This window comes from Mucilaginibacter sp. JRF (assembly GCF_015223065.1).
Lineage (GTDB): Bacteria > Bacteroidota > Bacteroidia > Sphingobacteriales > Sphingobacteriaceae > Mucilaginibacter.
The window spans coordinates 1075693-1101006 of sequence record NZ_JADFBY010000001.1 but is presented as its reverse complement, the minus strand read 5'-3'; the positions used below and the strand labels follow the sequence as shown (position 1 = coordinate 1101006).

22 protein-coding genes, 1 pseudogene and 1 riboswitch are annotated in these 25314 nt (G+C 42.0%); of the genes and pseudogenes, 14 read left to right on the top strand and 9 right to left on the bottom strand.

What is annotated here, in order from left to right; all coding sequences use genetic code 11:
• Position 1: 1 nt before the first annotated feature.
• From IM792_RS04515 to IM792_RS04495, 5 genes are all read right to left on the bottom strand, one after another.
• Positions 2–1522, bottom strand: a complete 1521-nt coding sequence (locus IM792_RS04515; protein WP_194100587.1) for a TSUP family transporter — start codon at positions 1520–1522, stop codon at positions 2–4.
• On the bottom strand, positions 1506–2282 hold the full coding sequence (gene cobA, locus IM792_RS04510; RefSeq protein WP_194100586.1) for a uroporphyrinogen-III C-methyltransferase: 777 nt from the start codon (positions 2280–2282) through the stop codon (positions 1506–1508). The genes IM792_RS04515 and cobA overlap by 17 nt, the downstream gene beginning before the upstream one ends.
• Positions 2282–4372, bottom strand: a complete 2091-nt coding sequence (locus tag IM792_RS04505) for a HEPN domain-containing protein (RefSeq protein WP_194100585.1) — start codon at positions 4370–4372, stop codon at positions 2282–2284. Before IM792_RS04505 ends, cobA begins: the two co-directional genes overlap by 1 nt.
• Positions 4373–4604: 232 nt before the next feature.
• On the bottom strand, positions 4605–5042 hold the full coding sequence (locus IM792_RS04500; RefSeq protein ID WP_194100584.1) for an Rrf2 family transcriptional regulator: 438 nt from the start codon (positions 5040–5042) through the stop codon (positions 4605–4607).
• A gap of 112 nt (positions 5043–5154) precedes the next feature.
• Positions 5155–5979 carry an MOSC N-terminal beta barrel domain-containing protein gene (locus IM792_RS04495; protein ID WP_194100583.1) on the bottom strand — a complete coding sequence of 275 codons (825 nt, stop codon included), beginning with the start codon at positions 5977–5979 and terminating at the stop codon, positions 5155–5157.
• Positions 5980–6062: 83 nt separating this feature from the next.
• Here IM792_RS04495 and IM792_RS04490 point away from each other — a divergent pair, with 83 nt between their 5' ends.
• Positions 6063–6734, top strand: coding sequence for an NAD-dependent epimerase/dehydratase family protein (locus IM792_RS04490; RefSeq protein WP_194100582.1), 672 nt, complete (start codon positions 6063–6065; stop codon positions 6732–6734).
• Here IM792_RS04490 and IM792_RS04485 read toward each other — a convergent pair.
• Positions 6729–7112: an acyl-CoA thioesterase gene (locus IM792_RS04485; protein ID WP_194100581.1), complete on the bottom strand. Its 384-nt coding sequence runs from the start codon at positions 7110–7112 to the stop codon at positions 6729–6731. The genes IM792_RS04490 and IM792_RS04485 overlap by 6 nt on opposite strands.
• Positions 7113–7177: 65 nt before the next feature.
• On the bottom strand, positions 7178–9223 hold the full coding sequence (locus IM792_RS04480) for a PAS domain-containing sensor histidine kinase (RefSeq protein WP_194100580.1): 2046 nt from the start codon (positions 9221–9223) through the stop codon (positions 7178–7180).
• 211 nt (positions 9224–9434) lie between these two features.
• On the opposite strand from IM792_RS04480, the gene IM792_RS04475 reads away from it, so the two are divergent.
• The 3 genes from IM792_RS04475 (at position 9435) to cysM (ending at position 11786) form a co-directional block, all read left to right on the top strand.
• Positions 9435–9959 (top strand): DUF4269 domain-containing protein, encoded by a 525-nt coding sequence (locus IM792_RS04475; protein WP_194100579.1) that lies wholly within the window; start codon positions 9435–9437, stop codon positions 9957–9959.
• Between the two features lie 114 nt (positions 9960–10073).
• Positions 10074–10883, top strand: coding sequence for a serine acetyltransferase (locus tag IM792_RS04470; protein WP_194100578.1), 810 nt, complete (start codon positions 10074–10076; stop codon positions 10881–10883).
• A 12-nt stretch (positions 10884–10895) separates the two neighbouring features.
• Complete coding sequence (gene cysM, locus IM792_RS04465; RefSeq protein WP_194100577.1) at positions 10896–11786, top strand: cysteine synthase CysM; 891 nt, start codon at positions 10896–10898, stop codon at positions 11784–11786.
• Here cysM and uxaC read toward each other — a convergent pair.
• Positions 11780–13186 (bottom strand): glucuronate isomerase, encoded by a 1407-nt coding sequence (gene uxaC, locus IM792_RS04460; RefSeq protein WP_194100576.1) that lies wholly within the window; start codon positions 13184–13186, stop codon positions 11780–11782. The two genes, cysM and uxaC, sit on opposite strands and share 7 nt — an antisense overlap.
• 179 nt (positions 13187–13365) lie before the next feature.
• On the opposite strand from uxaC, the pseudogene IM792_RS04455 reads away from it, so the two are divergent.
• The 9 genes and pseudogenes from IM792_RS04455 to IM792_RS21260 all read left to right on the top strand — a co-directional run.
• Positions 13366–14001 (top strand): annotated as a pseudogene (locus IM792_RS04455) (HAD family phosphatase); the annotation flags it as partial.
• Between the two features lie 90 nt (positions 14002–14091).
• Positions 14092–14772, top strand: coding sequence for a metal-dependent hydrolase (locus tag IM792_RS04450; protein ID WP_194100806.1), 681 nt, complete (start codon positions 14092–14094; stop codon positions 14770–14772).
• Positions 14773–14905: 133 nt separating this feature from the next.
• Positions 14906–16771 carry a mechanosensitive ion channel family protein gene (locus IM792_RS04445; RefSeq protein WP_228084926.1) on the top strand — a complete coding sequence of 622 codons (1866 nt, stop codon included), beginning with the start codon at positions 14906–14908 and terminating at the stop codon, positions 16769–16771.
• 125 nt (positions 16772–16896) lie between these two features.
• On the top strand, positions 16897–17829 hold the full coding sequence (locus IM792_RS04440; RefSeq protein ID WP_194100575.1) for a glycosyl hydrolase: 933 nt from the start codon (positions 16897–16899) through the stop codon (positions 17827–17829).
• 180 nt (positions 17830–18009) lie between these two features.
• Complete coding sequence (thrS, locus tag IM792_RS04435; RefSeq protein WP_194100574.1) at positions 18010–19935, top strand: threonine--tRNA ligase; 1926 nt, start codon at positions 18010–18012, stop codon at positions 19933–19935.
• Position 19936: 1 nt separating this feature from the next.
• Positions 19937–20503: a translation initiation factor IF-3 gene (gene infC / locus IM792_RS04430; RefSeq protein WP_194100573.1), complete on the top strand. Its 567-nt coding sequence runs from the start codon at positions 19937–19939 to the stop codon at positions 20501–20503.
• 135 nt (positions 20504–20638) lie between these two features.
• Positions 20639–20839 (top strand): 50S ribosomal protein L35, encoded by a 201-nt coding sequence (gene rpmI / locus IM792_RS04425; protein ID WP_173413919.1) that lies wholly within the window; start codon positions 20639–20641, stop codon positions 20837–20839.
• A 78-nt stretch (positions 20840–20917) separates the two neighbouring features.
• Entirely contained in the window at positions 20918–21262 is a 345-nt protein-coding gene (rplT, locus tag IM792_RS04420) for a 50S ribosomal protein L20 (RefSeq protein ID WP_194100572.1), read from the top strand.
• Positions 21263–21392: 130 nt separating this feature from the next.
• Positions 21393–22061, top strand: coding sequence for a helix-turn-helix transcriptional regulator (locus IM792_RS21260; RefSeq protein ID WP_228084925.1), 669 nt, complete (start codon positions 21393–21395; stop codon positions 22059–22061).
• Between the two features lie 52 nt (positions 22062–22113).
• Here the strand turns inward: IM792_RS21260 and IM792_RS04410 are convergent, their stop codons facing one another.
• Positions 22114–22860, bottom strand: coding sequence for an SRPBCC family protein (locus IM792_RS04410; RefSeq protein ID WP_194100571.1), 747 nt, complete (start codon positions 22858–22860; stop codon positions 22114–22116).
• A gap of 124 nt (positions 22861–22984) precedes the next feature.
• Positions 22985–23190: riboswitch (cobalamin riboswitch) on the top strand.
• A gap of 91 nt (positions 23191–23281) precedes the next feature.
• Here IM792_RS04410 and IM792_RS04405 point away from each other — a divergent pair.
• Entirely contained in the window at positions 23282–25306 is a 2025-nt protein-coding gene (locus tag IM792_RS04405) for a TonB-dependent receptor (protein WP_194100570.1), read from the top strand.
• Positions 25307–25314 lie beyond the last annotated feature (8 nt).

The window sequence follows — 25314 nt, the reverse complement described above, 5'->3', positions numbered from 1 at the left end:
TTTAACTCAGTATTTTTTCAATAAAACCATAAATATTTTTAAAACTGACAAGCACAACAATGATACCTACGGCAACCATGATTACCTTTGCTGAGATTTTATTGGATATTTTAGCAGCTATGGGAGATGCTACTGCGCTGCCAATAATTAAACCTGCTACAGCATTCCATTGTATGCCGCTAAGCATAAAAATAAAGGTTGCTGAACTTAATATAGCTATAAAAAACCTTGATAATTTTACTGTGCCTAAAGAAAAGCGAGGGTGTCTGCCTCCTGCTATCAGTGAAGATAAAACGATAGAGCCCCAACCACCGCCACCTACAGCATCTATAAAACCACCACCCAAGCCTAATAAACCAATCTTCTTTATTTTATCAGCCGATTTTTTGGTGGCACTTTTAAATGCTTTTGATAGTATAACCAAACCTAATATCAATGTATATAAAGATACAAAAGGCTTTGTGTATTGGCTGTAGTGCTCTAATGATGACAACAAATAGGCGCCTGTCGTAGCCCCGATAATGCCTGGGATAATCAGCAGCTTAAATAATTTCCAGTTTACATTCCCCATGCGATAATGCATCCAGCCTGCTATACCGCAACTTAATATTTCTGATAAATGCACACCCATGCTTGCCGAAGCCGGTGGTATGCCCATAGATATAGAAAAAGTCTGCGAGGTTACGCCGTATGACATTCCGATAGATCCATCAATCATAGCAAAAACAAAACCGGCACCCAGGAAATAATAGAACATCGGGTCGATATTCTCTACATAGTTTTGGAAGCCAGGTTCCTTGTTCCAAACCGAGATCAGGGCGATAATAATACAAACTATAGATGTTAGCCAAATTAGCCAGCGTACAAAAAGCCTGTTGCTCGGTTTAGCTTTCTTCGATTCAACCAATACAGCCGTAGCGGCATTTAGTTGGCGTACTTTATAGGCAAAATCTCCTTTAAGCGAATCTCGCAACTCGTTCATCTGCTTTAAGGTATCATCTATTTCGTCAGGTATCTCACGATTAAGAAATTCTTTGATACGCTTAGCTACGGTTGGCGATTTGCCGTTGGTTGAGATAGCTATTTTAAGATCACCTTTTTGTACAATGGAACTCAGATAGAAATCGCACAGATCAGGTTTGTCGGCAACGTTCACCAACAATTTACGATCGTGCGCTGCCTGGCAGATATAGTTATTCAGATCGCTATCATTAGTAGCGGCAATAACCAGGTCGGCATTATCCAGATCGTACTCGGCAAAAGTTTTGTTGATCACTGTAACGGCAGGATATTGAGCCGCAAGTGCATGTATTTCGGGTAATATTGCCTTGGCAATAACGGTAACCTTTGCCTGCGGACTATTTTTTAACACGGCTGTCAGTTTTTCTAAACCAACATTACCCGCGCCAATTAGCACCGTATGCAATTTATTAAGCTTGATAAAAACAGGGAACAGTTGGTTGCCTTTGTCTTTATTTTGCTCAACAGGTTTTACGCTATTATCTTCAGGCAGTTGTGTCATACAAAGCTTTGATCTGTTTAAAGTCGGGGTGTAGCGATACTACTTCGCCAAACACAATAAGTGCCGGTGAAGTGATCTGTTTTTCGGCAACCGCGTCAACAATAGTGTCAACGGTAGCTATAGCCACTTTTTCGTTAGCGGTTGTACCGCTTTGTATTACAGCTGCCGGTAAATTAGTTTTACCTTCTGCCTTGAATACTTCTGCTATCTCTGCCAGTTTATGAATGCCCATCAATACCACTACAGTAGCTTTACTTTTAGCGGCATCTATAAGGTCTGATGATATTTTACCGCTTGCAGTAGTACCGGTAACTACCCAAAAACTTTCGCTTAAGCCACGGTGAGTAACAGGTATTTGCTGCAATTCAGGCACTCCAATAGAGCTCGAAATACCAGGCACTACCTGCGCCTGAATATTATGCTGAGCGGCAAATTTGATCTCCTCAAATCCACGACCAAATACAAACGGATCGCCACCTTTAAGGCGCACCACATGGCCATAGTTAAAGGCATAGTCAACCATTAATTGGTTGATACTTGCCTGAGAATGTGTTTGATCGCCCGAACGTTTACCTACATATATTTTGATAACATGGGCAGGAGCAAGGTCAAGCAGTTCATCGTTCACCAAAGCATCATACAAAACCACATCAGCGGTTTGTAATGCTTTAATGCCTTTTATAGTAATCAGATCGGCATCACCCGGGCCTGCGCCAACTAAAGTGATACGCGGAGTAATATTTTGTGTGTTGTTAGTCATTATTTTACCAAAGCCTCCCTTTTCGCTTTGCTGTCATTTAAAAATTGAGTGGCTTGTGCCAGGTAGCTGGTCGCAAACTCTTCAGATGGTTCATTTTTGTTGATCTGCAAAACCAAATCAGTAAAGGTTGAATCAAGTGTAATTTCGCCTGTTTCAACATACTGCGCGTCAAACTCTTTAATAACACCCGCCTGTGTGCTGCTGTTTATACCTTTATCGAGCAACAATGCTTTGGCTGAACTTACAAATACACTATAAGCGTGATAAATAGCGTCGGCCCAGCGGCTTTCGGCATACGCATCATTAGCCCAACCCAGCTTTTCTTCTGATTCGTATAGCAGGGTAGCTACCAAATCAATAACCACACCGGCACATTCGCCTACGCCAATGGCGGTAACAAATGTTTCTTCGTGGCCCCAATCAACAAATTCTTCTTCTGTTAAGTTGGTCAGGTCTGCAAGTGGTTTCAACAGGCGGTAAAAATAATCCTTACCCTGACGATCGTAATAGTTGTGGTATGTTTCGTCGGTTATTGAGTTGGTCTTATAATCATCAAGTAACGAACGTAAAACACTTGTAGCCCTTTTTGCAGGAACCTTAACCACACGCTCCGCAACACGGCCAACGCCATTACCTACGGTACCACCACCAAGCATAACCTGTACTGATGGTAAAACCTTGGTGCCCGCTTTCAGTGAACTGCCATGCAGGCCGATATGCGCTAAACCATGCTGACCACATGAATTCATACAACCGCTTATTTTGATCTTGATCTCACGGTTATAAATGAAATCTTCATACTCTGTATAGATCACATTCTCCAACACACGAGCCATGGTCATGCTGTTTGATATACCCAGGTTACAGGTATCGGTACCGGGGCAGGTGGTTACATCAGCAACGCTATCAAAACCGGGGGCCGAAAGCTCCAACTCAGTTAAACCATTATATAAAGCCGTTAAAGCTTCTTTACGTACATATTTTAACAGCAACCCTTGGTTTTGGGTGATGCGCAATTCATCAGCAACTAATGGCTTTAAAACATCAACCAATTTACGGGCGGTAGCCGTATCAATATCGCCGACCGGTACTTTGATATATACACCATAAAAACCTTCCTGCTTTTGCTCAAATACGTTGGTAGCCAGCCATTGCTCGTAACGCAACGGGTTAGCCGGTTGCGCATCAGCATAAACAGTAGTATCAGGCAGAGCAGGTTGAGGAAGTGCTTCGCGGTTAATTGCGTAAGTTTTTACCTTGTTGGCAACACGCTCTTCTTTAGCTAAGCGCAATACCTCATCCAATCCTAATTTTTGTACCAGGTATTTTAAACGAGCTTTATTACGGTTATTACGTTCGCCGTAACGATCGAATACACGGATAACCGACTCGATGTATGGGATTAATTGATCTTCGGGCAGAAACTCCTCAACTGCGCTTGCCAAAAATGGCTGTGCACCAAGTCCGCCGGCTAAAAGTACTTTAAAACCACGCTCGCCATTGGCATTTACTTTAGGTATAAAACCCAGATCGTGGATATAGCTGAATGCTTCATCGCTATCAGTAGCCGAAAACGACATTTTGAATTTACGACCCATTTCCTGACAGATAGGGTTACGCAAAAAATATTCAAACGTAGCATGCGCGTACGGCGATACATCAAAAGGTTCCTTTGGGTCGATGCCGGCAGTAGGGGCGGCAGTTACGTTACGAACGGTATTACCGCAAGCTTCGCGCAGGGTAATATCATCCTGCTCAAGCCTTGCCCAAAGCTCGGGCGTACGGTCAAGACTTACATAATGTATCTGAATATCCTGGCGTGTGGTTAAATGCAGGTTGCTGCTGCCATACTCGTCGGATATATCGGCAATGGTAAGCAATTGCTTAAACGTAACTTTACCGAATGGTAATTTGATGCGCACCATTTGCACACCCGGCTGTCGCTGGCCATAAACACCGCGCGCAAGGCGCAGGCTCCTGAACTTTTCGTCGTGTATCTTACCTTCCCTAAACAGACGTATCTTCCGTTCAAGATCAATAATATCTTTTTCAACTACAGGGTTCTCCAGTTCTGTTCTGAAGCTTTGCATAATTAAAAGTTGGTGGTTATATTATAAAAAAGCCTCTTTTTGCTTTTGGCTAAAAGAGGCGTTAATATCGCTTGTTTTATACTTATAGCCCATTATCTGCACTTTGCCAGCAGCAGCACATCAATTGCATATAAATATAAGTAATTTTCATAATGTCACAAATATATATATTCTATAGGGAAATAATAGACTTTAATTCAAAATTACAATAGCATGAATTATGCAATTCATACTATATATTGGTAATGAGCGTGTTCTCTCTTGCTATAATATCCGCTACGCTTGTTTCTGAGAGTATTTTTAGCGTAGCATCGCGCACATCAACAAAAACACTACGTATACCACAGGTAGTTTCCTGGTGGCATTCATCGCATTTATGGTAAAAGTTGAGGCTTGCGCAAGGCACCATGGCAATAGGGCCATCGGTAATACGCATAATGCTTACCAGGTAAATGTCTTTCGGGTCTTTGTTAAGACTGTAACCACCTCCGGCACCTTTTTTACTATACAAAAAACCAGCGTTTCGCAGGTCGAGCAGTATTTGTTCAAGGAATTTTTTAGGTATGCGTTCTTCCTCCGCGATCTTTGAGATCTGCATAGGTGGTTTGTCTGTGTTTTTACCCAGAACAACCAAAGCTTTAATAGCGTACTTTGTTTTTTTCGACAGCATCGTTTAAAGATACAATTTGCAAAGATATAAGATATATGTTATATATAAAGAATACCTTTTTTGTAGAATAATGGCTATAAGAAGGGTTTTCGGTGAATTCAACGAACTTTTATCATACTAAAAAACGTTCTTCATTATGTAAGCTAATGTTCGTCAGTTCATCGCCAACACTGATAATTCCGGTACCTTTATGTATAACGTTTTGCCCGAATAATATCTTTTGTCCCTTACGGCGATAACCGGCAAGCGTTTTAAGTGGCTCTTTATTTTTCACGCCTGTTTCCTGGTCAATGGTGGTCATAACACAACGGGCACAAAGCTTTACACCCTGAAAACGGATATGGTTTATAGTGAATTTATTGATGATATCTTCAGCATAAGGTTCACCACCGCTGAACACGATATTCGGGCGAAAGCGGTTCATGGGCAATGGCTCAACCAAACGACTATTCAGATCGTTAAGTGATTCTTCGCCGATCAATAGAAATGGATAATCATCAGCAAAGGTGGTGATCTCGCCGCTATGGGCATACCTGATGTCAACCTTACGGTGTGTATCCTCGGGCATGTGTACCAGTTTGCAGGGCATGTTTAATATACGGCTAAACCAGGCATCTACCTCATCACTCACCCTTATGGCCGGGCAAACACTTTCCCAAATGGTTACATCAAACTTATCATCGGTTTGTGGTTCAAACGGTACGGTTATGGTAGCAGCATCGGGCGTGTGGGTTACCTGCAAACCATCAGGAGTAATAGCTACTTTTAACAGAGCCATTGGTGCAAAGTCGCGCTGGGTCATAAAACGATTCTCGGCGTCAACAAGTAGCCAGCGGCGGTCGTACTTCAAACCCCGGTCGGTAACTTCAGCCTGTTGCAGCTCAATGCCACCTAATGATTTTACGGGATAAATGTACAGTGCCGATACTTTGAGCATAATAAAAGCTTAAAAATGTAAAATTATTTAAAATCTTAATCCTGTCAAATCGTTTATACAGATACATAACCTATAAAACTTACATGAAAATAAAAGCAATTATAACAGGCGCAACGGGTATGGTAGGTGAGGGCGTAATGCACGAATGCCTTAACAACCCACACGTTGAAGCTGTTTTGCTGATAAACCGTCGCCCATCAGGCGTGGTGCATACAAAAGTTAAAGAGGTCATTCATGCTGATCTTTCAGATATATCTGCCATTGCCGATCAGTTGAGCGATTACAATGCCTGCTATTTTTGCGCGGGTGTAAGTTCGGTAGGTAAAGGAGAGGAGGAGTATACAAATCTGACTTATAACTTAACCCTGGGCTTTGCCAAAACTCTTTCAGCCATTAATCCGGATATGGTATTCTGCTATGTATCGGGCAGTGGTACTGATAGCAGCGAAACCGGCCGTGTAATGTGGGCACGTGTAAAAGGCCGTACGGAGAATGATCTGGCAAAGCTCCCGTTCAGGAAAGTATATAATTTCAGGCCAGGATTTATGAAACCAACGCCGGGTTTAAAGAATACGCTTAAGCTTTATAAATATATCGGCTGGCTGTTCCCGGTGTTTAAAGCGCTTTGGCCTAATGCCACCAGCACACTTAAACAGGTTGGTGATGCCATGATCAACATCACGCTGCGCGATTATAATAAAACCATTATTGAAGTGCCTGATATTAAGCGACTGGCCTATCCGCCTGCCCTATAAAACCTTTATAGGGTTTTTATGCTCATCAATGGCCACGAAAGTAAATGTACCGGTAATGGCTTTTTCGCGATGCTCTGAGTACATTTCTTCGATGAATATTTCAACCAAAACTTTCAGACTGGTATTACCTACATGAACCACACGGGCTATCAACTCAACAATAGTACCTGCCGGGATAGGTTTATTGAAATCGATACGATCAGAAGATACCGTAACCACACGTTTACGGCTAAACCGGGTTGCAGCCATAAAAGCCACCTCATCCATCATGAACATGGCATTGCCACCATGCAGGGTATCATAGTGGTTCGTGTCGCCCGGAAATATGGGTCTGAACATGCGCGTTTCTGACTGTTGTATTCTTTCTTCGATATCCATGCGGCAAAAATAACAATACCACGCTTTTTGAGCATGGTATCGCCTTTTTATTATTAAAATCTGTTTTAGCTGTTATTGATGGCAGGCAGCTCAAAGTAAAATGCCGAACCTTTACCCGGCTCGCTGTCAACGCCTATTTCGCCCTCATGCCTGCGTATTATCTCGGCACATAAATATAAGCCGATGCCAAAGCCGCTAACGGTTTGGGTTTGGTTGTTGCTAACTCGATAATAACGGTCAAACAGCTTGTGTTTATCCTGATCCTGAATACCAATACCGCCATCTTTCACGGTAACGCGTACACGGCCGTCAGTTTCAGAGCATTCAACTACAATTGGGCTGCCTTTAGGTGAGTATTTAATAGCGTTGCTTAAGTAATTATTAATTACCTGACCTATTTTATCCCTGTCAGCATCTACAATTACAGGTTTGCAGCGGTTAAAAATTATCGGGTGACTGGTATGGATCAGCTTCATCTCGTCCTCAACCTCATCAACCAGTTGCTCCAGGTCAAACTCTTGTTTTTCCAGATATATCTTGCCCGATTCCAGCCTTGACACATTAAGGAAACCATTGATGAGCGAGGTCATTTTTTTAACCTGCGTACCGGCCTTGCCCAATGCTTGTGCTGTAAAAACATCCTCGGCCTTATGTGCCTTCGCGGTTAGCATTTGCAAATAGGCATTAAGTGATGTAAGCGGTGTTTTAAGCTCGTGGCTTACCATACCTATAAAATCATTTTTACGTATATCATCTTCCTTGGCCTCTGTTACATCAAGTAATGTGCCCGAGAAGTATTTGTTACCATCGTCCTTATCCTCATATAATTTGCCTGTAGCCCTAAACCAGCGTAGCTGCTGACTTTCGCGGGTACGCAGGCTAAACTCCTCGTCGAAGTGAATGCCTTTGGTCATGGCGTTGCGCATAGCGTTTTTAACACGATCGCGGCAATCATCACTAATAAGCGCCAGGGCATCATTATAACTCATGTAATCTTCCTCGTTATATCCGAAAAAGCTTTTCATCCGTATTGATGGTAAAAACTCATAAGTTTTAGCATCAATATGCCAGGTGCCCAATTTTGATGATTCGATAGCCAGGCGCAATTGTTCCTCGGCCTTTTCAATGGTTTTGCGTGCCAGTATACGCTCGGTGTTATCAATTACCGTTGCCAGTACACGGTTCACTTTTCCATCCAGATCGCGCAGTGGTTGGTAATGGAAATCGGCCAGGAAACGGCGCTCTGTACCGTCATCATTCTTATAATATACTGCAACTTCTTCCTTAACTACAGTTTCGCCGGTATCAAGCACATGTTTCCATATTGTGGGGAATATCTGTTCGCCAACCTCGGGGAATACCTCGAGCATCGGTTTACCCAATACCTGGTCAACTGTTTTATTCCAAAAATCAAGTATAGCCTGGTTAACCGATCTGATAATAAAATCATGCCCCTGCAAAACAACCACGGGCGCGGCAAGCGAATTAAGTATTTGCTCAACCTTTGATTTGCTGTAGCGCAGTTCCATTTGCGATTGAGCCAGTTCCTCAATAGTAGCCGTTAATTCTTCGTTAGTGGCCGAAAGCTCCTCGTTGGTAGCAAGGTATTCTTCATTTATAGCGGTAAGTTCCTCGTTTGATGCCGCGAGTTCTTCAAATAGTTCCTGCTCGTGGTTTTCCTTTTCAACAATAACTTTACCCTGCCTAATCTCTTCAGTAACATCAACCGCGGTATGCAATATGCTGTATACATCGCCGGTATCGCTTTTTATGGGGCGGTATTCAAAATCAAAATAAAATGTTTGCAGTTCGCCATCAACAACCAGGTCGGCAGGGGTATTCTCGGCTGTATAGGTAACGCCTGTATGCCATACCTGCTTTAACAAATCGGTAAACGGCTGACCTTCCATTTCAGGTATAGCCTCCTCAAATGTTTTACCCATCACACCGCGGTCTTTACCCCAAATACGCAGCATACCATCGTTCACAAAACCTATATGTAGTTTCTCGCTTGTATATATTGCTGTAGCATAAGCTGATGATGAAAGAACCTGTATCAGCAAGCTATCATGTAAACTATCATTTTTTGACTTTAAAGTCGGGTTATCCATTCTTAATAAAAGTAAGATGTATCATCAAATATCAATCGATAACAATGTTAATTGCTCACCGATGTTGTAGAATCCAAATTTAGGCAAAACATAAATCAATTTATTGCTTATTACCCTAACAAAATTAACTAAACAGCTAAATGTGCTATTAATTATATAACCATTAAGCACTTATTACCTGTAATTGACATTTTTGCCTGATAATTACAAAATGAGCGATCAGATTTTTGATACCATTGAGTATTTGAAAACGGGCAATTCGAGGCAACGAAGTGCTTACGATACATTGGTCAAGTATCATATAATGGAAGTGCTTGCGGACTTTAACCCCATATTAACCGGCACGGTACCCATTGGTATAGATATTCCAGGTAGTGATCTTGATATTATATGTTGTTATGATAGTGTCGATGAATTTGAAGATACCATAGCATCCAATTTTAAAAGCTTTAAAAAATTTAATATCGGGCACAATCAAGATAATGAAAGTATCATAGCTGATTTTTACGCTGATGATTGGGAGATCGAAATATTTGGACAACCTGTACCTACACATTTGCAAAACGCGTATCGCCACATGATCATCGAGAACAAACTGTTGCTGCTACACGGAGAGGATTTTCGGGATACAATAATCGCCCTAAAAAAAGAGGGATACAAAACCGAACCCGCTTTTGCTAAGGCATCAGGTTTGCAGGGCGACCCGTATCAGGCATTATTGGATATGGATATTTGAATGTTTTGAAGTAACAAATTGGCCGCTTTTAGCTGTATTTGTTTTTTGCATGACATTGGGTAACTAACTAAAAACGTACTTTTGCCATAACCGGCATACTGAACCACCGATTTTATGAATGACAATTTTTACAAAGCATTACTCAATAAGCCGAGAGCACAACAGGTTGTCCCGTCGAATGATATGATAGCGGGCTGGGCGCTCAAGGTGATTTATTTATTATACCCTGAGCATTCAACCGTTGAATTTGATTCGATAGCGGGTCTGGAAGAACATGTTGCGGCTCTGCGCGATGAACTGGCCAGCATATTAAGTACCGGCGCACACGCCGACTCTGCAACAGGATGCCAGATAGCCGCCGACTTTTTTGATGATCTTCCATCATTATACGATACCTTAAACACTGATATACAAGCCATATATGATGGCGACCCGGCCGCCAAAAGCGAGTTTGAGGTTATACGCACATACCCCGGCTTTTATGCCATTTGCTTTTACAGGATAGCACATATACTTTATAATTTCGATGTAGCTTTTATACCAAGGATACTGACCGAACACGCGCATTCAAAAACAGGCATTGATATTCATCCTGCTGCTGTTATTGGCGAGTATTTCCATATTGATCATGGTACGGGTATTGTAATTGGCGAAACTTGTGTTATTGGCAAGTATGTAAAGTTGTATCAGGGTGTTACACTTGGCGCTTTAAGTGTGCGTAAAGGCCTATCCGGTATAAAAAGGCATCCAAATGTTGAGGATAGGGTGATCATTTACTCGGGCGCCACTATATTGGGCGGCGATACGGTGATAGGGCATGATAGCGTAATTGGCGGTAACGTATGGCTTACCGGTAGCGTAGCGCCGTATTCAACCGTTTTTCATATACCTAAGATTACCATACAAAACGTTACACAAGAATAATATAAGTTTGAAATGGCAGGAGTTACTGATTTTATAGGCAATACACCATTAGTTAAACTGGCAAAGCTTAACCCTAACCCCAACGTTGAGGTTTATGCTAAACTGGAAGGCAACAACCCAGGCGGTAGTGTTAAGGACAGGGCAGCGCACAACATGATTCGCAGCGCCATTGAGCGTGGCGATATTAAGGAAGGCACTAAGCTTGTTGAAGCCACCAGCGGCAATACCGGTATAGCTTTGGCGATGATAGCCCGCCTATATAACCTGGATATTGAACTGGTTATGCCTGCCAACTCCACCCGCGAGCGTACGCTAACTATGGAAGCTTATGGCGCAAAGGTAACCTTGCTCGAAAGCATTGAGGTTTGCCGTGATTATGCCGAAGAAAAGGGCGTTAAACCCGGCTACTTCCTGTTAAATCAGTTTGCTAATAGTGATAACTATATGGCCCACTATAAAACTACCGGGCCTGAAATTTGGCGCGATACACAGGGAAAGATAACCCACTTTGTAAGCGCGATGGGCACTACCGGTACCATTATGGGTTGCTCAAAATACCTTAAAGAAAAAAGTACCGACATACAAATTGTAGGTTGCCAGCCTACCGAGGGTTCATCAATACCGGGTATACGCCGTTGGCCGGAGGCTTATCTGCCTAAAATATTTAATCCGGCCAGTGTTGACCAAACCATAGATATTGATGAGGCCAAAGCCGTAGCCATGACTCGTCGGCTTGCTAAAGTTGAAGGTATTTTTGCTGGTATGAGCACAGGCGGAGCATGCACCGCTGCAATCAATCTTGCTAAAACCTTAGATAGCGGAACCATAGTATTTATAGCCTGCGACCGTGGCGACCGCTACCTGAGCAGCGGTCTGTTTGGTGACGTTACAGATGCTCAATAAGCAAAGTTGAAATAGTTGCGCGCATTGTGATAGCATATATCATTAATGATCTGGCCTGTCCATTCTATATCGGCAGGCAATTCGCCGTTCTCAATATCCTCAGCAAACAGGTTGCATAATATGCGCCTGAAATATTCGTGCCGAGGGTACGACAGGAAACTGCGTGAATCCGTCAGCATACCCACCATTCGGCTGATCAATCCGATGTTTGACAGTGAATTAAGCTGCCGGGTTATTCCATCCTTTTGATCAAGAAACCACCACGCCGAACCAAATTGCATTTTGCCCAATATCTCGCCATCGTTAAAACAACCTAAAACGGCGGCTATCATTTCGTTGTCGGCAGGATTAAGGTTGTAAACTATGGTTTTGGCAAGGGCATTAGCACTGTTTAACTTATCCAAAAAACGGGCAAGCGATCTGGCATGACTAAAATCGCCAATGGCATCCCAACCAGTATTTGGGCCGAGTGTTTCCATGCTCTTGCTATTCAGGTTGCGTATAGCGCCTATATGAAACTGCTGCGCCCAGCCTTTTTCATGGTTCCAGCGGGCTACTTCAAATAACAATGCCGATCTGAATTGATCTGCCTCATGCGGCGAAACCGGTTTGCCTGTTCTAATCTTGTCGAAAATATCTTCAATATCCTCATCAGTATAATCATCGGCATATAAATGCTCCAAACCATGATCAGATAGTTTGCAGCCATGAGCAGCGAAATAATCATGACGTGTTTTCAACGCGGTCAAATAATCGCTATAAGTACTTATATCAATATTGGTTATCGCTTCAAGCTTATTGATATAAGTATTTAATGTTACCAGATTACCGGTATTCATCGCCTCATCAGGCCTGAAGGTAGGGTATACCTTTGTAGTAAAGCCATCATCGCTCAGCTTTTTGTGGTGCTCCAGGCTATCTATCGGGTCATCGGTAGTACATATTACCTCTACATTCATCCGGGTAATGAGTGATCGTGTACTAAATTCAGGCTGTTGCAACATAGCTGTACATTCATCATAAATACCCTTTGCTGTGGCAGGTGAGAGTATTTCGCTAATACCAAAATATCGCTGTAATTCTAAATGACTCCAATGGTATAGTGGGTTACGTAAGGTGTAGGGGATGGTAGCGGCCCATTTTTCAAACTTTTCGTAATCACCGCGCTTGCCGGTAACATAATCTTCGGTAACGCCATTGGTGCGCATTGCCCGCCATTTATAATGATCGCCTTTTAACCAAACATCAGTTAAATTACTGAACACTTTATTCTGTGCTATTTCATCAGGCGGCAGGTGGCAGTGATAATCAATTATGGGTTGATGGGCGGCGTAATCATAATATAATTTACGAGCGGTATCATTGGTAAGCAAAAAGTTCTCGTTCAAAAAGCTTTGCATAGGTTAATGTGTTGGTTGATGCTATATTACAAATTAACAAAGAAATACTTAGCCTCATAATCATTAAATAACACAATTGATACCAATAAGTCATTGTCATATTTAAATAAATGTTGAAACTTATATTGGTCATTTTACCGCAATAGACCTACCTTAGCCCGACACTACTGCGCATATATATGAAAGCGATAATATTCGATCTGAACGGTACCATGATCAACGATATGTGGTACCATACCTTAGCCTGGGAAGATATTTTGAACAACGATCTTGGCGGTAACTTTACCCGCGAACAGGTTAAGCAAAACATGTACGGTAAAAACCATGAGCTGTTGGTGCGCATGTTCGGGCAGGATCATTTTAGTATTGAGGAGATGGATAAACTATCCCTCGAAAAAGAAAAGCGCTATCAAAAAGCCTTTTTACCGGAGTTGAAGCTTCTGCCCGGTCTGCATGAGTTTTTAGAACAAGCGCACGCGAAAGGCATTGTAATGGCTATCGGCTCGGCAGCCATTACCTTTAATATTGATTTTGTGCTTGATGGGCTCGGTATACGCAAATACATCCCCGTGGTTGTTAGTGCCGATGATGTGAGCATCAGCAAACCACACCCCGAAACATTTTTAAAGGCTGCTGAATTACTGAACGTTGCTCCGCAGGATTGCCTGGTATTTGAAGATGTACCCAAAGGAGCGGAGGCAGCCGCGAACGCCGGTATGAAAACCGTGATATTGACCACTACGCACGAAGCTGAAGAATTCAGCTATCTGGATAATGTATTGCATTTCGCTGCCGATTTTACCGACCCATACATTACCGGTTTGGTTAAAGAAACACTCAACAAAACACCGCAGTTCCTGTTTAACAAACGGGAGTCTGATTTAATAATTAAACAAACTATCACTATGGAATTTAACTATTATGGCCATGCCTGTTTCGCTGTTAAAATAGGCGGCAAGCATATCCTTTTCGATCCTTTCATCACGCCAAACGAGCTGGCAAAAGCTATTGATGTAAACGCCGTACCGGCTGATTACATTTTTGTATCGCACGGGCATTTTGACCACATGAACGATACCGAAGTTATTGCCACCCGTACAGGTGCTAAGGTAATAGCGAGCTTTGAAGTTCACAGCTGGTTCAACAACAACGGTGTCAGCAATACGCATCCGCTAAATCCGGGCGGGCAATTGGCGCTTGATTTTGGTAAGGTTAAATGCTTTACCGCGGTACACTCAAGCAGTATGCCCGATGGCAGCTATGGCGGCGTAGCCACAGGTTTTGCCTTAAAAAGCGACGAGGGTAACTTCTATTACAGCGGCGACACCGCATTAACTATGGATATGCAACTGGTGCCTCGCTGGGCCGACCTTAACTATGCCGTACTACCTATAGGCGATGATTTGACCATGGGGATTGATGACGCCATTGAGGCCGCGAAAATGGTGAATGTAAAAACCGTTATCGGTGTACATTACAATACTTTTGGCTTTATTATGATAGATACCGAAGATGCTAAAAAACGTTTTGAAGCAGCCGGCATAACTTTACTATTGCCGGCTATAGGCGAAACAATAACCGTGTAATAATAAATACATATCTAATACAACAAGAGCTGCCTTACGGGCGGCTCTTGTTGTATATGGGGCTAATTCAATCAATGGAACAGTAATTCACTTTATATGTTAATCATTAATTTGTGATTAATTAAGTTTGTATATGATCAAATATTTACCTGCACTGTTTCTCGCCCTGTTTTCGATAAATGTAGCTTTAGCACAATCGCCTGATTCTACTACAAATCAAATCGATACTACGCATAACGATAAGGTAAAAAATCAGTTAAACAGTGTCCAGCAGCTATCAGCCGAACGGGTAGCCGACTCGTTAAAACGCGCCGAGCTTGAGGCTAAGGTAGCTCAGCTTACCGGTAATAATGATCAGCGCTCGATGCTTGTAAACGAGCTTAATGCTTTAAAACAGAAGGATTCACTACGTATCATCAGGCAAAAACAAAAGGTTGATTCGCTGCGCAGGTTTGTTAAGGGTTTCGCTGTTGCGCCGTTTAAGGATACAGTTTTCTCGATATACCTTAAACAGGGCAGTTTTACCGCCAAAGATAGGGCAGAAGCCATTCAACAACGTTTGATAAAGCTCGCCGACAACTACCGCTTTAGTGCCGATTCATTAAAAACAACCGATGCCGAACAAACTACTGATATTATTTATGCCGATGAGCTGATCATGTCGGTATCAGATATGGATGCCCTTTGGGAAAATACAACCCGCGAAAAGCTTGCCCAAAAGCTAAGCGTAGCTATGGGCACTGCCATAACCGTACATCGTGATGAAACGAGCCTGCAAACCCTCATTAAAGAAGGTCTGCTCGCGTTGTTGGTAATTGGAGTATTAAGCCTGCTCATTTATTTAATAAACCGATTGTTCAAATGGTTCACCGGTAAGCTTGCACTTAACGATAGGGTATCAAAAAAAGGCGTACACATTCGCAATTATCAGCTACTTACACCGGCAAGGCAATTGGGATTATTGAATACCGCTATCGGATTAATTCGATGGGTAATCATCCTGATAACTGTTTACTTCGCGCTTACTATACTGTTTGGTATATTTCCATTCACACGCGATATATCAACCGCTTTGTTGGGTTATATATTAAGTCCGCTACGAAGAATAGGCGAAGCCATCTGGAACTACATCCCCAATCTGATCACTATTATTGTTTTGGTAATAGTGTTCAAATACGTGTTAAGGTTCTTCAATTTTATCAAACTTGAAATAGAACGGGGCCAGTTAACCATCCCCGGCTTTTACCCAGATTGGGCTAATCCAACGTATCAAATTATAAGGGTATTGATACTGGCGTTTATGCTGGTAGTCATATTTCCATATCTGCCGGGTAATGAGTCGCCAATATTTAAAGGCGTTTCGGTATTTGTTGGTGTGTTGTTCACTTTTGGATCGGCCGGTGCATTGGGTAACGTGGTAGCAGGCTTGGTACTTACTTACATGCGGGCCTTTAAAATAGGCGACAGGGTTAAGATAGGCGAAGTTACCGGCGATATCATCGAAAAGAACTTACTGGTTACCCGAATCCGCACTATACAGAACGAGATCATATCCATCCCCAACTCAACCGTAATGAGCAACCATACGGTAAATTACAGCAGCGATGCTACACATAAAGGTTTAATAGTTCATACTACAGTAACCTGCGGATACGATGTACCCTGGCGACAGGTGCACCAATTACTTATAGAGGCCGCAGGGCGTACATCAATGCTTGAAAAGGAACCTGTGCCTTATGTATTGCAAACCAGTCTTGATGACTTTTATGTGAGCTACCGAATTAACGCTTTCACCAAATCGCCCAATAAGCAGGCAGTAATTTATTCGGAATTACATGCTAATATTCAGGATGTATTTAACGAGGCCGGTATAGAGCTTATGTCGCCAAGATATAATGCTGTAAGGGATGGAAACACAACAGCCATACCACCGGAATATTTACCTAAAGACTATCAACCCGGTGGTATGAGGTTCCAAAGCAATGATAATGAGGCATAATCATGCCATAAAATATTATTAGCATAGCTGATACTGCAAACTTATATTTGAGAGTTTTTGTAATACTCAGCATGTCGCTCAAAAAACATATTGTAATACTATTCAGCTTATCTCTAATTGTCGGGATGAATTCATTGACAATGGCGCAGCAACCCGTTAAACTATCCAACAAAAAAGCGACTAAAGAAGCTCGTGCGCTTTATAATTACCTGCTGGCTATCAACGGTAAAAAAACATTATCGGGCCAAATGGATGTTAAATGGGGCGATAGCGAGTTAAAGTATATTCAGGATGTTACGGGTAAGCAGCCTGCCATACGTGGTATGGATTTTATGGATAGCACAGAGAACGTGAATGAGGTTGACCATGCCATTAATTGGTGGCGCAAAGGTGGTATACCAACCATTATGTGGCATTGGGGTGCACCAACCATGGGGCAGGGATACGATAACTCGAAAAAAGAGATCGACATAAATAAATGCTTTGAGAAAGGCACACCCGAAAATATAGCATTTTGGGCTGAACTAAGTCAGAAGGCCTGTTTGCTGAAACAACTCCAAAAAGCTAAGGTACCTGTACTTTGGCGACCGTTTCATGAGATGAATGGTAATTGGTTTTGGTGGAGTAAACAGGGCCCCGAAACATTCAAAAGGCTTTGGATAACCATGTACGATTATTTTGTTAAAGAAGAAAAGCTTAACAACCTGATATGGGTATTTGGTTATACCGCCAAGCCCGACAGCACCTGGTACCCTGGTGATGAATATGTAGATATTGTGGGTGCAGATGACTATGGTGATGATAGTCCTCATACCGAAATGTATAAGCTAACTAAAGCAATAAGCAACCGTAGTATACCAATTGCTTACCACGAATGCGGCGTACCGCCCGATCCGGATAAATGTGTGGCTGAAGGCACTATATGGTCGTGGTGGATGGAGTGGCATACCGAACATTTAACCACTATCGACAAAGAATATCTTAAGCGTGTTTACAATCACGATCTGATCATAACGCTTGATGAGGTGCCTGATATTGTGAAGATATACGGTAAATGATTTGATTCCTATATTCTTATCAGCCTGTAAATTTTCTTTTCAACAAGGACATTAGCTATTAAATAAATCATATTTTTGCTGCATAACATACAGGTCGCGTTAGTAGGCGATCTTTTAAAAACATATTTATATAAACTGGCCTATCAAATACATATTGAAAAGGCCGAATCATAGTTGTAGATGATTAATATTACACTCCCTGATGGTTCCGTTCGTCAGTACGACAAAGGAATCACTTCTATGCAGATCGCGCAGTCGATCTCCGAAGGTTTAGCACGTAACGTATTAGCGGCCGTAGTTAACGGCCAGGTTTGGGATGCCAGTCGCCCTATTGAGGATGACAGCGCGGTAAAACTCCTTACCTGGAATGATGCCGATGGTAAATCAACTTTCTGGCATTCATCAGCCCACTTAATGGCTGAGGCACTTGAGGCCTTGTATCCGGGTACAAAATTCGGTATCGGCCCGGCTATTGAAACCGGCTTTTATTATGATGTTGACTTTGGCGACCGCGAATTCTCGTCCGAAGAATTTAAAAAGATCGAAGACAAGATCATCGAGCTGGCCAAGGCAAAGTCAGAGTACATCCGCAAACCTGTTAGCAAAGCCGATGCTATTGAATATTTTACCGAGAAAGGTGATGAATACAAGCTGGACCTGATCAAGGATCTGCCCGATGGCGCTATCACTTTCTATACTCAAGGTAACTTTACCGACCTTTGCCGTGGCCCGCACATTCCAAATACTGGCTTTGTAAAAGCGGTTAAACTAATGAGTGTTGCCGGTGCTTACTGGCGTGGCGATGAAAGCCGCAAGCAGCTTACCCGTATTTATGGTGTAACCTTTACCAAACAAAGCGAGCTTACTGAATATTTACACATGCTGGAGGAAGCCAAAAAGCGCGACCACCGTAAGCTGGGTAAAGAACTGGAGCTGTTTACATTCTCCGAAAAAGTAGGCATGGGCTTACCGTTGTGGTTACCAAAAGGTACCGCTTTGCGCGAGCGTTTAACTAACTTTTTGCAAAAAGCACAAACTAAGGCAGGTTACGAGCAAGTTATTACTCCGCATATCGGCCATAAAAATCTGTATGTAACATCAGGCCACTATGAAAAATATGGTGCCGACTCATTTCAGCCTATAAAGACACCACAGGAGGGAGAGGAGTTCTTGTTAAAACCAATGAACTGCCCGCATCACTGTGAGATATATAAATCAAAACCACGTTCGTACAAGGATCTTCCGGTGCGTTATGCGGAGTTTGGTACCGTTTACCGTTACGAGCAAAGCGGCGAATTGCATGGCTTAACCCGTGTACGTGGCTTTACTCAGGATGATGCCCACTTATTCTGCCGCCCTGATCAGGTTAAGGAAGAATTTAAAAAGGTTATTGATCTGGTATTATATGTTTTTGGAGCGCTTGGCTTTGAGGATTATACCGCACAGGTATCATTGCGCGACCCGGAGAACAAAACCAAATACATTGGTACTGACGAGAACTGGGCGCTTGCCGAATCGGCCATTAAAGAAGCAGCTGATGAAAAAGGCTTAAAAACCGTTGTTGAGCTTGGCGAGGCAGCATTTTACGGCCCTAAGTTGGATTTTATGGTGAAGGATGCGCTTGGCCGTAAATGGCAGTTGGGTACTATTCAGGTTGATTATAACTTACCTGAGCGGTTTGAGCTGGAATACACAGGCAGCGATAACCAAAAACATCGCCCGGTAATGATACACCGTGCACCGTTCGGTTCAATGGAACGCTTTGTGGCTGTGTTGATTGAGCATTGCGCAGGTAACTTCCCGCTGTGGCTTTCGCCGGAGCAATACATAATTCTTCCTATATCTGAAAAATATGAAGATTATGCAAAAAAACTTTCGGATGTGTTAAAAGATTCCGATATTTGCGGGCTAATTGACTTCAGAGATGAAAAGATCGGTAGAAAGATCCGCGATGCTGAAGTTAAAAAGATCCCCTATATGCTGATAGTAGGCGAAAAAGAGGCTGCTGAAAATGTAGTTTCAATTCGTAAACATGGTCAAGGTGACCTTGGCAGCATGAGCGTAGAGGAATTTATAAAACAGATAACTAAAGAAATAACAGTATAACTTGGCTTTAAACAGACCGTTCAACAGAGGACCAAGGCCCCCTTTCAAGAAAAAAGAGGCCGAACATAACATCAATCAGTTCATCAAGGCACCAGAGGTTCGTCTTGTTGGTGATAATGTGGAAACAGGCGTGTATTCGTTACGTGATGCACTTGCCATAGCCAATGAGCAGGAGCTTGACCTTGTTGAAATATCGCCAAATGCTAATCCGCCGGTTTGTAAGGTAACCGATTACAATAAGTTTATCTACGAGCAAAAGAAAAAGCTTAAGGAGATAAAGAGTAATGCCAAACAAACCGTTATCAAGGAGATCCGTTTCGGGCCTAATACTGATGATCATGACTTTGAGTTCAAATTAAAGCATGCCATCAAATTCTTAGAGTCGAACGAAAAAGTGCGTGCTTACGTACACTTTAAAGGCCGTTCAATTGTATACAAAGAGCAAGGTGAAATACTTTTACTGAAGTTTGCACAAGCCCTTGAAGAAGTAGGCAAAGTAGAGCAGTTGCCAAAACTGGAAGGTAAACGTATGTTCCTGACGGTTGCTCCAAAAGGCGCTAAGAAATAGTGATTTTTAGATGTGCAGATGCGTGGATATGCAAATGTGCAGATGATAGAAAAGATAAATTCGAAATTGAACATTCAATATTCGGGATAAAAATAAAACGTTGCGAAAACGTCTAAACACAAACAAATAAGAGTTATGCCAAAAATGAAAACCAATTCCAGTGCTAAAAAGCGCTTCAAGCTTACTGGAACAGGTAAAATTGCAAGAAAAAACGCATACAAAAGCCACATCTTAACCAAGATGTCGACCAAACGTAAGCGTAACTTAGGTCACACCAGCTTAGTGTCTGATGCTGACATGGGTAACGTTAAACGTATGCTTTGTATCGGCAAGTAATTAATTTAAATTTTTAACCAGGTATTAGAGTACAAAAGTTCGTGTTAAAGCGGCACTCACTACCAAAAACACAACAAGATGCCACGTTCAGTAAACGCAGTAGCTTCGAGAAGAAGGCGTAAAAAAATCTTGAACCTCGCCAAAGGTTATTGGGGTTCACGCAGCAAGGTTTATACCATTGCTAAAAACACAGTAGAAAAAGGTTTACAGTATGCTTACCGCGACCGTAAAACCAAGAAAAGAGAATTCAGAGCTTTATGGATTCAGCGTATTAACGCTGGTGCCCGTCAGCACGGAATTTCATATTCGCAATTAATGGGCAAATTAGCCGCTAAAGAGATCGGTTTAAACCGTAAGGTATTAGCTGACCTGGCTATGAACAACCCGGATGCATTCAAAGCAATTATTGACGCAGTAAAATAGTTCTGTTTAGCAACGTTTTACATTGAAAAACGCCCGGTATTTTTTGCCGGGCGTTTTTTTATTCTTAAATTTTTTACAATCTGAAATTATTTCACAATATTCAGGAATAATTTTATTTCCCCCTAATTAAATGGAGCTTACTAAACCGATCACTGATAAGATCAATGATTTTGCGCCCTATGCTGAAATGATGCCGGGCGTGATCATCATTCATCAAATAGTTGATTTTTCTGTAGTGTATATGTGCTCCAAGGGCCAAAAACTTTTGGGTGTTACCGTTAAGGAATTGCACGAAATGGGTACCGAATATTATCCGCGTTATTTTAATATGGAACATATGCAAGGCATTCTACCCAAAATGGAAACCCTGCTGCGTGAAAATAAAGCGAATGAAAGCTTCAGCTATTTTCAGCAAGTAAAATTTGCTGAGAAAAACGAATGGACCTGGCACATGACATCAACCGGCATTTTTATGTGGGATGATGAGGGCAAGCCTATACTTACCATAACGGTAGCCTTACCAATAGACAGCATGAAAGAGGTTGAACCCAAAGCTGAACGCATTTTACAGGAAAACATCTTCCTGAAAGATCATGCTGATAAATTCTCCTTATTAAGCAAGCGCGAAGTGAGCATATTACAATTGGTTGCCAAGGGTAAAAGTTCGCCCGAAATAGCTGAGGAATTATTCATTTCGGCAGAAACTGTGCAAACACATCGCCGTAATATCAAACAAAAGCTGGGTATATCAAGCAACTTTGAATTTACGGAGTATGCCCGTGCATTTAATTTGATATAAAAAAGGGTGAACACCTACCGGGTCACCCTATAAAAATTGAGCATGCTATTTTTTAAGATACCGATATTGGCAGAACATTGTCCGACAATTCACGGGTATCATTATCAATATCCATGTATTGCTTAAAATTCTGCACATCGGCATTTACCATATTTTTGAATACCGGATTGAGCACGTGTGCTATACTTGCGCCAAAACCGCCTGCAGGTGGGTGATAGCTGATCACAACATCAATCAAGGTACCCCCATTTTCTGCATCCCTGAAACGCACCTTGCCTGCATTATTAATGATTGAGCCCGGTAACGAACTCCAACCTATCATATATCCCGGTTCATCCTTCACAATTTCGGCATCCCAACTTACCTTAACAACATTGGCAGGCAACTTTAACTCCCAGTGAGAACGGTTATTGTCCAATATCTGTACGCTTTCCAGGTGTTTCATAAACAGTGGCAGGTTGTCCAGTTGTCGCCAAAAATCATACACCTGGTAACGGGGCTTATTTACAACAAATGATGAGCGGATGTTTACATTAACCACATCATCAGTAGTAGTTTTGCCGATGCGGGTATATAATTCGCAATGGCCGGTAAAACCACGGGTAAGCAAATAACCACTTGCGCCAAGCTTTAAGATGCTCGAAAATGGGCTTTTAAAAAGATTCTTGAATCCTGATATGCCCAACTTTACACCGGATGCAATGGATATATAGCGTTCGGGCCAGGTTAAATTTATGGGCTCAACTTCAGGTGCGGTACCATGATAGCGATTTGCCAACTGTAATGCTGCGTTCGACATAATGTTTTTACGTTTTAAGTAGATACATTAATAACACACTGCACGAAAATGAGTTTTGTTTTAATTAAAAAAGCATCAACATAAAGCAAAGCGTATTCTGAATAAAAACATGAAGCTATTTATTGTACATTTGTGAGCTTTTGGTTTCGTGTTGATGTACTCATTAAACTTCACGAATTAAAAGGGAATACGGTGTAACTCCGCAACTGTCCCGCAGCTGTAAGCTCCGCAACCAAAGCCCCATCTAAAATACCACTACAGCTAACACTGTGGGAAGGCAGGGGCAAAGGGGAGTAAGTCAGAAGACCTGCCAATAGCTATAATTATTCAAAGCTTTCGGGGATTGAGGCTTGAATGGCGTACCCCTAAAACGGCGTATCTCATCAAAGCATTTCCTCTGCAATAATATTTAATAGCACCAATGCTGATCAGTGTACCTTGCATTTTAAAACATAGTCGCCTTGCAAAAGGATTAGGTATATTTTGCTTACTTGGCGGTACAAGTTCAGTATCATTTGCACAAACCGATACAACCAAAAGCCTTAAAGAAGTTAATATACAAGGCACAACTATACCTGTATTACAAACTGAGCTACCTATTCAATCCATTTCATCAGCGGACTTTTCGAGGTACAGCGCTTTTAACGTGGCCGATGCCGTGCGTAATTTTTCGGGAGTTAACGTACGCGATTATGGTGGCATCGGTGGATTAAAAACCGTATCAGTACGTAGTATGGGCGCTAACTACACCAATGTGCTATATGATGGTATTTTACTTACCGATGCGCAAACCGGGCAGATAGATTTGGGCAGGTTTAACTTACTGAACTTGCAGGAGATAGTACTATATGTAGCGCAGCCTGTAAACATCTGTCTTCCGGCACGATCATATACCAACTCAGCGGTATTATCATTGGTTACCACCCAACCAAAGTTGACCGCTGAAAAGCCATATCAAATAACTGCTGGTGTACGTGCGGGCAGCTTTGGCCTTATTAATCCGTATTTGCAATGGCAGCAACGGATAAATGATAAATGGGCATTCGTTGTAAATGGCTATACGCAAAACGCTAACGGCAATTATCGTTTTAAAGATAATTTTGGCGGACGCGACACCATTGGCAAACGGGTTAACAGCGATGTATCAACCCAACAAATTGACGGCGGTATTTATTACAGCAAAAACGACAGTAGCAAATTCAGGCTGCAATTCAATTACAATAATACTGACCGAGGATTACCGGGGCCCGTGGTGCTAAATGCCGTTTATAAAGATCAGCACCTTGTTAATCAGGATGCTTTTATACAGGCTTCGTATGATCGTATTTGGAAAAGTAGTTTGCATCTATTATTAAGCACCAAGGCATCACATAACTATCAGCATTATACCGATGCATCTTTCCTGAACAACAATGGCGGCGCTAACGAGCATTATACACAGCGTGAAATATATCAATCGGCTGCTTTGGCCTACAAGCCTACCAGCAACTGGGAAATCTCATACGCTTCAGATTTTTCATTAGCTGATGTTGATATTGACGTATTTAGATACGCCTATCCAACCAGGCTATCATTATACAATGTGCTGGCGAGTAATTTAAGCCTGGGCCGATTTTTTTTACAGGGTAGTTTATTGAACACCTACATTAATGATAATACCCAAACGCCTGTAGCTGCACGTTCACAGTTGGCATTTACACCCACTGTTATATTGAATTACGATGTTCTCGACAAAAAAGGGTTGACCTTAAGGGCTTTTTATAAAAACCTGTATCGTTACCCTAATCTCTCTGAGCAATATTACTACGCTGTTCAGCCCCGCACCCTTAAACCAGAGCAAGCCCGACAGTACAACGTAGGCGCTGTTTATAATAAAGCTTATAATAGCTTTGTTGAGCAACTTATATTAAGTGCTGATGCCTATTACTATAATATTGATAATAAAATATTCACTTTTCCCGGTCGTTCGGCAGAGATCATAAGTGTACGCAATTTGGGTAAAGTTGATATCCGCGGACTGGATGTAAATCTGAAATCACAATTCAGACCGGTACATGGATGGGCGGGTTCATTTAACGCGGCATATACATTTCAAAGAGCTATTGATGTAAGTAATTCAGGTGATTCATATTATAAGGATCAGATACCTTATACGCCTAAGCATACTTTAGCATTGAATGCGGGAGTGAAGCATAATGATCTGGGCATATACTTTAATCATATCCTATCATCATCCCGATATTATTTAAGCAATAATAGTCCGCAATATTATGTGCCCGGCTATAACGTAAGTGATGCTTCAGTAACCTATGATTTTAAATTATACGGCCGCAAAATACATACAGCGGCTGAGGTGAATAACCTTTTTAGTAACAATTATTCCATTATTGACGGTTACCCGATGCCGCCACGATCTATCCGCTTAACATTTCAATTAACAATTTAATATATCAA

What these genes read in the sequence shown, in the direction of transcription:
- IM792_RS04515 (WP_194100587.1), bottom strand. Translation starts at nt 1,522, where the DNA reads ATGACACAACTGCCTGAAGATAATAGCGTAAAACCTGTTGAGCAAAAT.
- cobA (WP_194100586.1), bottom strand. Translation starts at nt 2,282, where the DNA reads ATGACTAACAACACACAAAATATTACTCCGCGTATCACTTTAGTTGGC.
- IM792_RS04505 (WP_194100585.1), bottom strand. Translation starts at nt 4,372, where the DNA reads ATGCAAAGCTTCAGAACAGAACTGGAGAACCCTGTAGTTGAAAAAGAT.
- IM792_RS04500 (WP_194100584.1), bottom strand. Translation starts at nt 5,042, where the DNA reads ATGCTGTCGAAAAAAACAAAGTACGCTATTAAAGCTTTGGTTGTTCTG.
- IM792_RS04495 (WP_194100583.1), bottom strand. Translation starts at nt 5,979, where the DNA reads ATGCTCAAAGTATCGGCACTGTACATTTATCCCGTAAAATCATTAGGT.
- IM792_RS04490 (WP_194100582.1), top strand. Translation starts at nt 6,063, where the DNA reads ATGAAAATAAAAGCAATTATAACAGGCGCAACGGGTATGGTAGGTGAG.
- IM792_RS04485 (WP_194100581.1), bottom strand. Translation starts at nt 7,112, where the DNA reads ATGGATATCGAAGAAAGAATACAACAGTCAGAAACGCGCATGTTCAGA.
- IM792_RS04480 (WP_194100580.1), bottom strand. Translation starts at nt 9,223, where the DNA reads ATGGATAACCCGACTTTAAAGTCAAAAAATGATAGTTTACATGATAGC.
- IM792_RS04475 (WP_194100579.1), top strand. Translation starts at nt 9,435, where the DNA reads ATGAGCGATCAGATTTTTGATACCATTGAGTATTTGAAAACGGGCAAT.
- IM792_RS04470 (WP_194100578.1), top strand. Translation starts at nt 10,074, where the DNA reads ATGAATGACAATTTTTACAAAGCATTACTCAATAAGCCGAGAGCACAA.
- cysM (WP_194100577.1), top strand. Translation starts at nt 10,896, where the DNA reads ATGGCAGGAGTTACTGATTTTATAGGCAATACACCATTAGTTAAACTG.
- uxaC (WP_194100576.1), bottom strand. Translation starts at nt 13,186, where the DNA reads ATGCAAAGCTTTTTGAACGAGAACTTTTTGCTTACCAATGATACCGCT.
- IM792_RS04450 (WP_194100806.1), top strand. Translation starts at nt 14,092, where the DNA reads ATGGAATTTAACTATTATGGCCATGCCTGTTTCGCTGTTAAAATAGGC.
- IM792_RS04445 (WP_228084926.1), top strand. Translation starts at nt 14,906, where the DNA reads ATGATCAAATATTTACCTGCACTGTTTCTCGCCCTGTTTTCGATAAAT.
- IM792_RS04440 (WP_194100575.1), top strand. Translation starts at nt 16,897, where the DNA reads ATGAATTCATTGACAATGGCGCAGCAACCCGTTAAACTATCCAACAAA.
- thrS (WP_194100574.1), top strand. Translation starts at nt 18,010, where the DNA reads ATGATTAATATTACACTCCCTGATGGTTCCGTTCGTCAGTACGACAAA.
- rpmI (WP_173413919.1), top strand. Translation starts at nt 20,639, where the DNA reads ATGCCAAAAATGAAAACCAATTCCAGTGCTAAAAAGCGCTTCAAGCTT.
- rplT (WP_194100572.1), top strand. Translation starts at nt 20,918, where the DNA reads ATGCCACGTTCAGTAAACGCAGTAGCTTCGAGAAGAAGGCGTAAAAAA.
- IM792_RS21260 (WP_228084925.1), top strand. Translation starts at nt 21,393, where the DNA reads ATGGAGCTTACTAAACCGATCACTGATAAGATCAATGATTTTGCGCCC.
- IM792_RS04410 (WP_194100571.1), bottom strand. Translation starts at nt 22,860, where the DNA reads ATGTCGAACGCAGCATTACAGTTGGCAAATCGCTATCATGGTACCGCA.
- IM792_RS04405 (WP_194100570.1), top strand. Translation starts at nt 23,282, where the DNA reads ATGCTGATCAGTGTACCTTGCATTTTAAAACATAGTCGCCTTGCAAAA.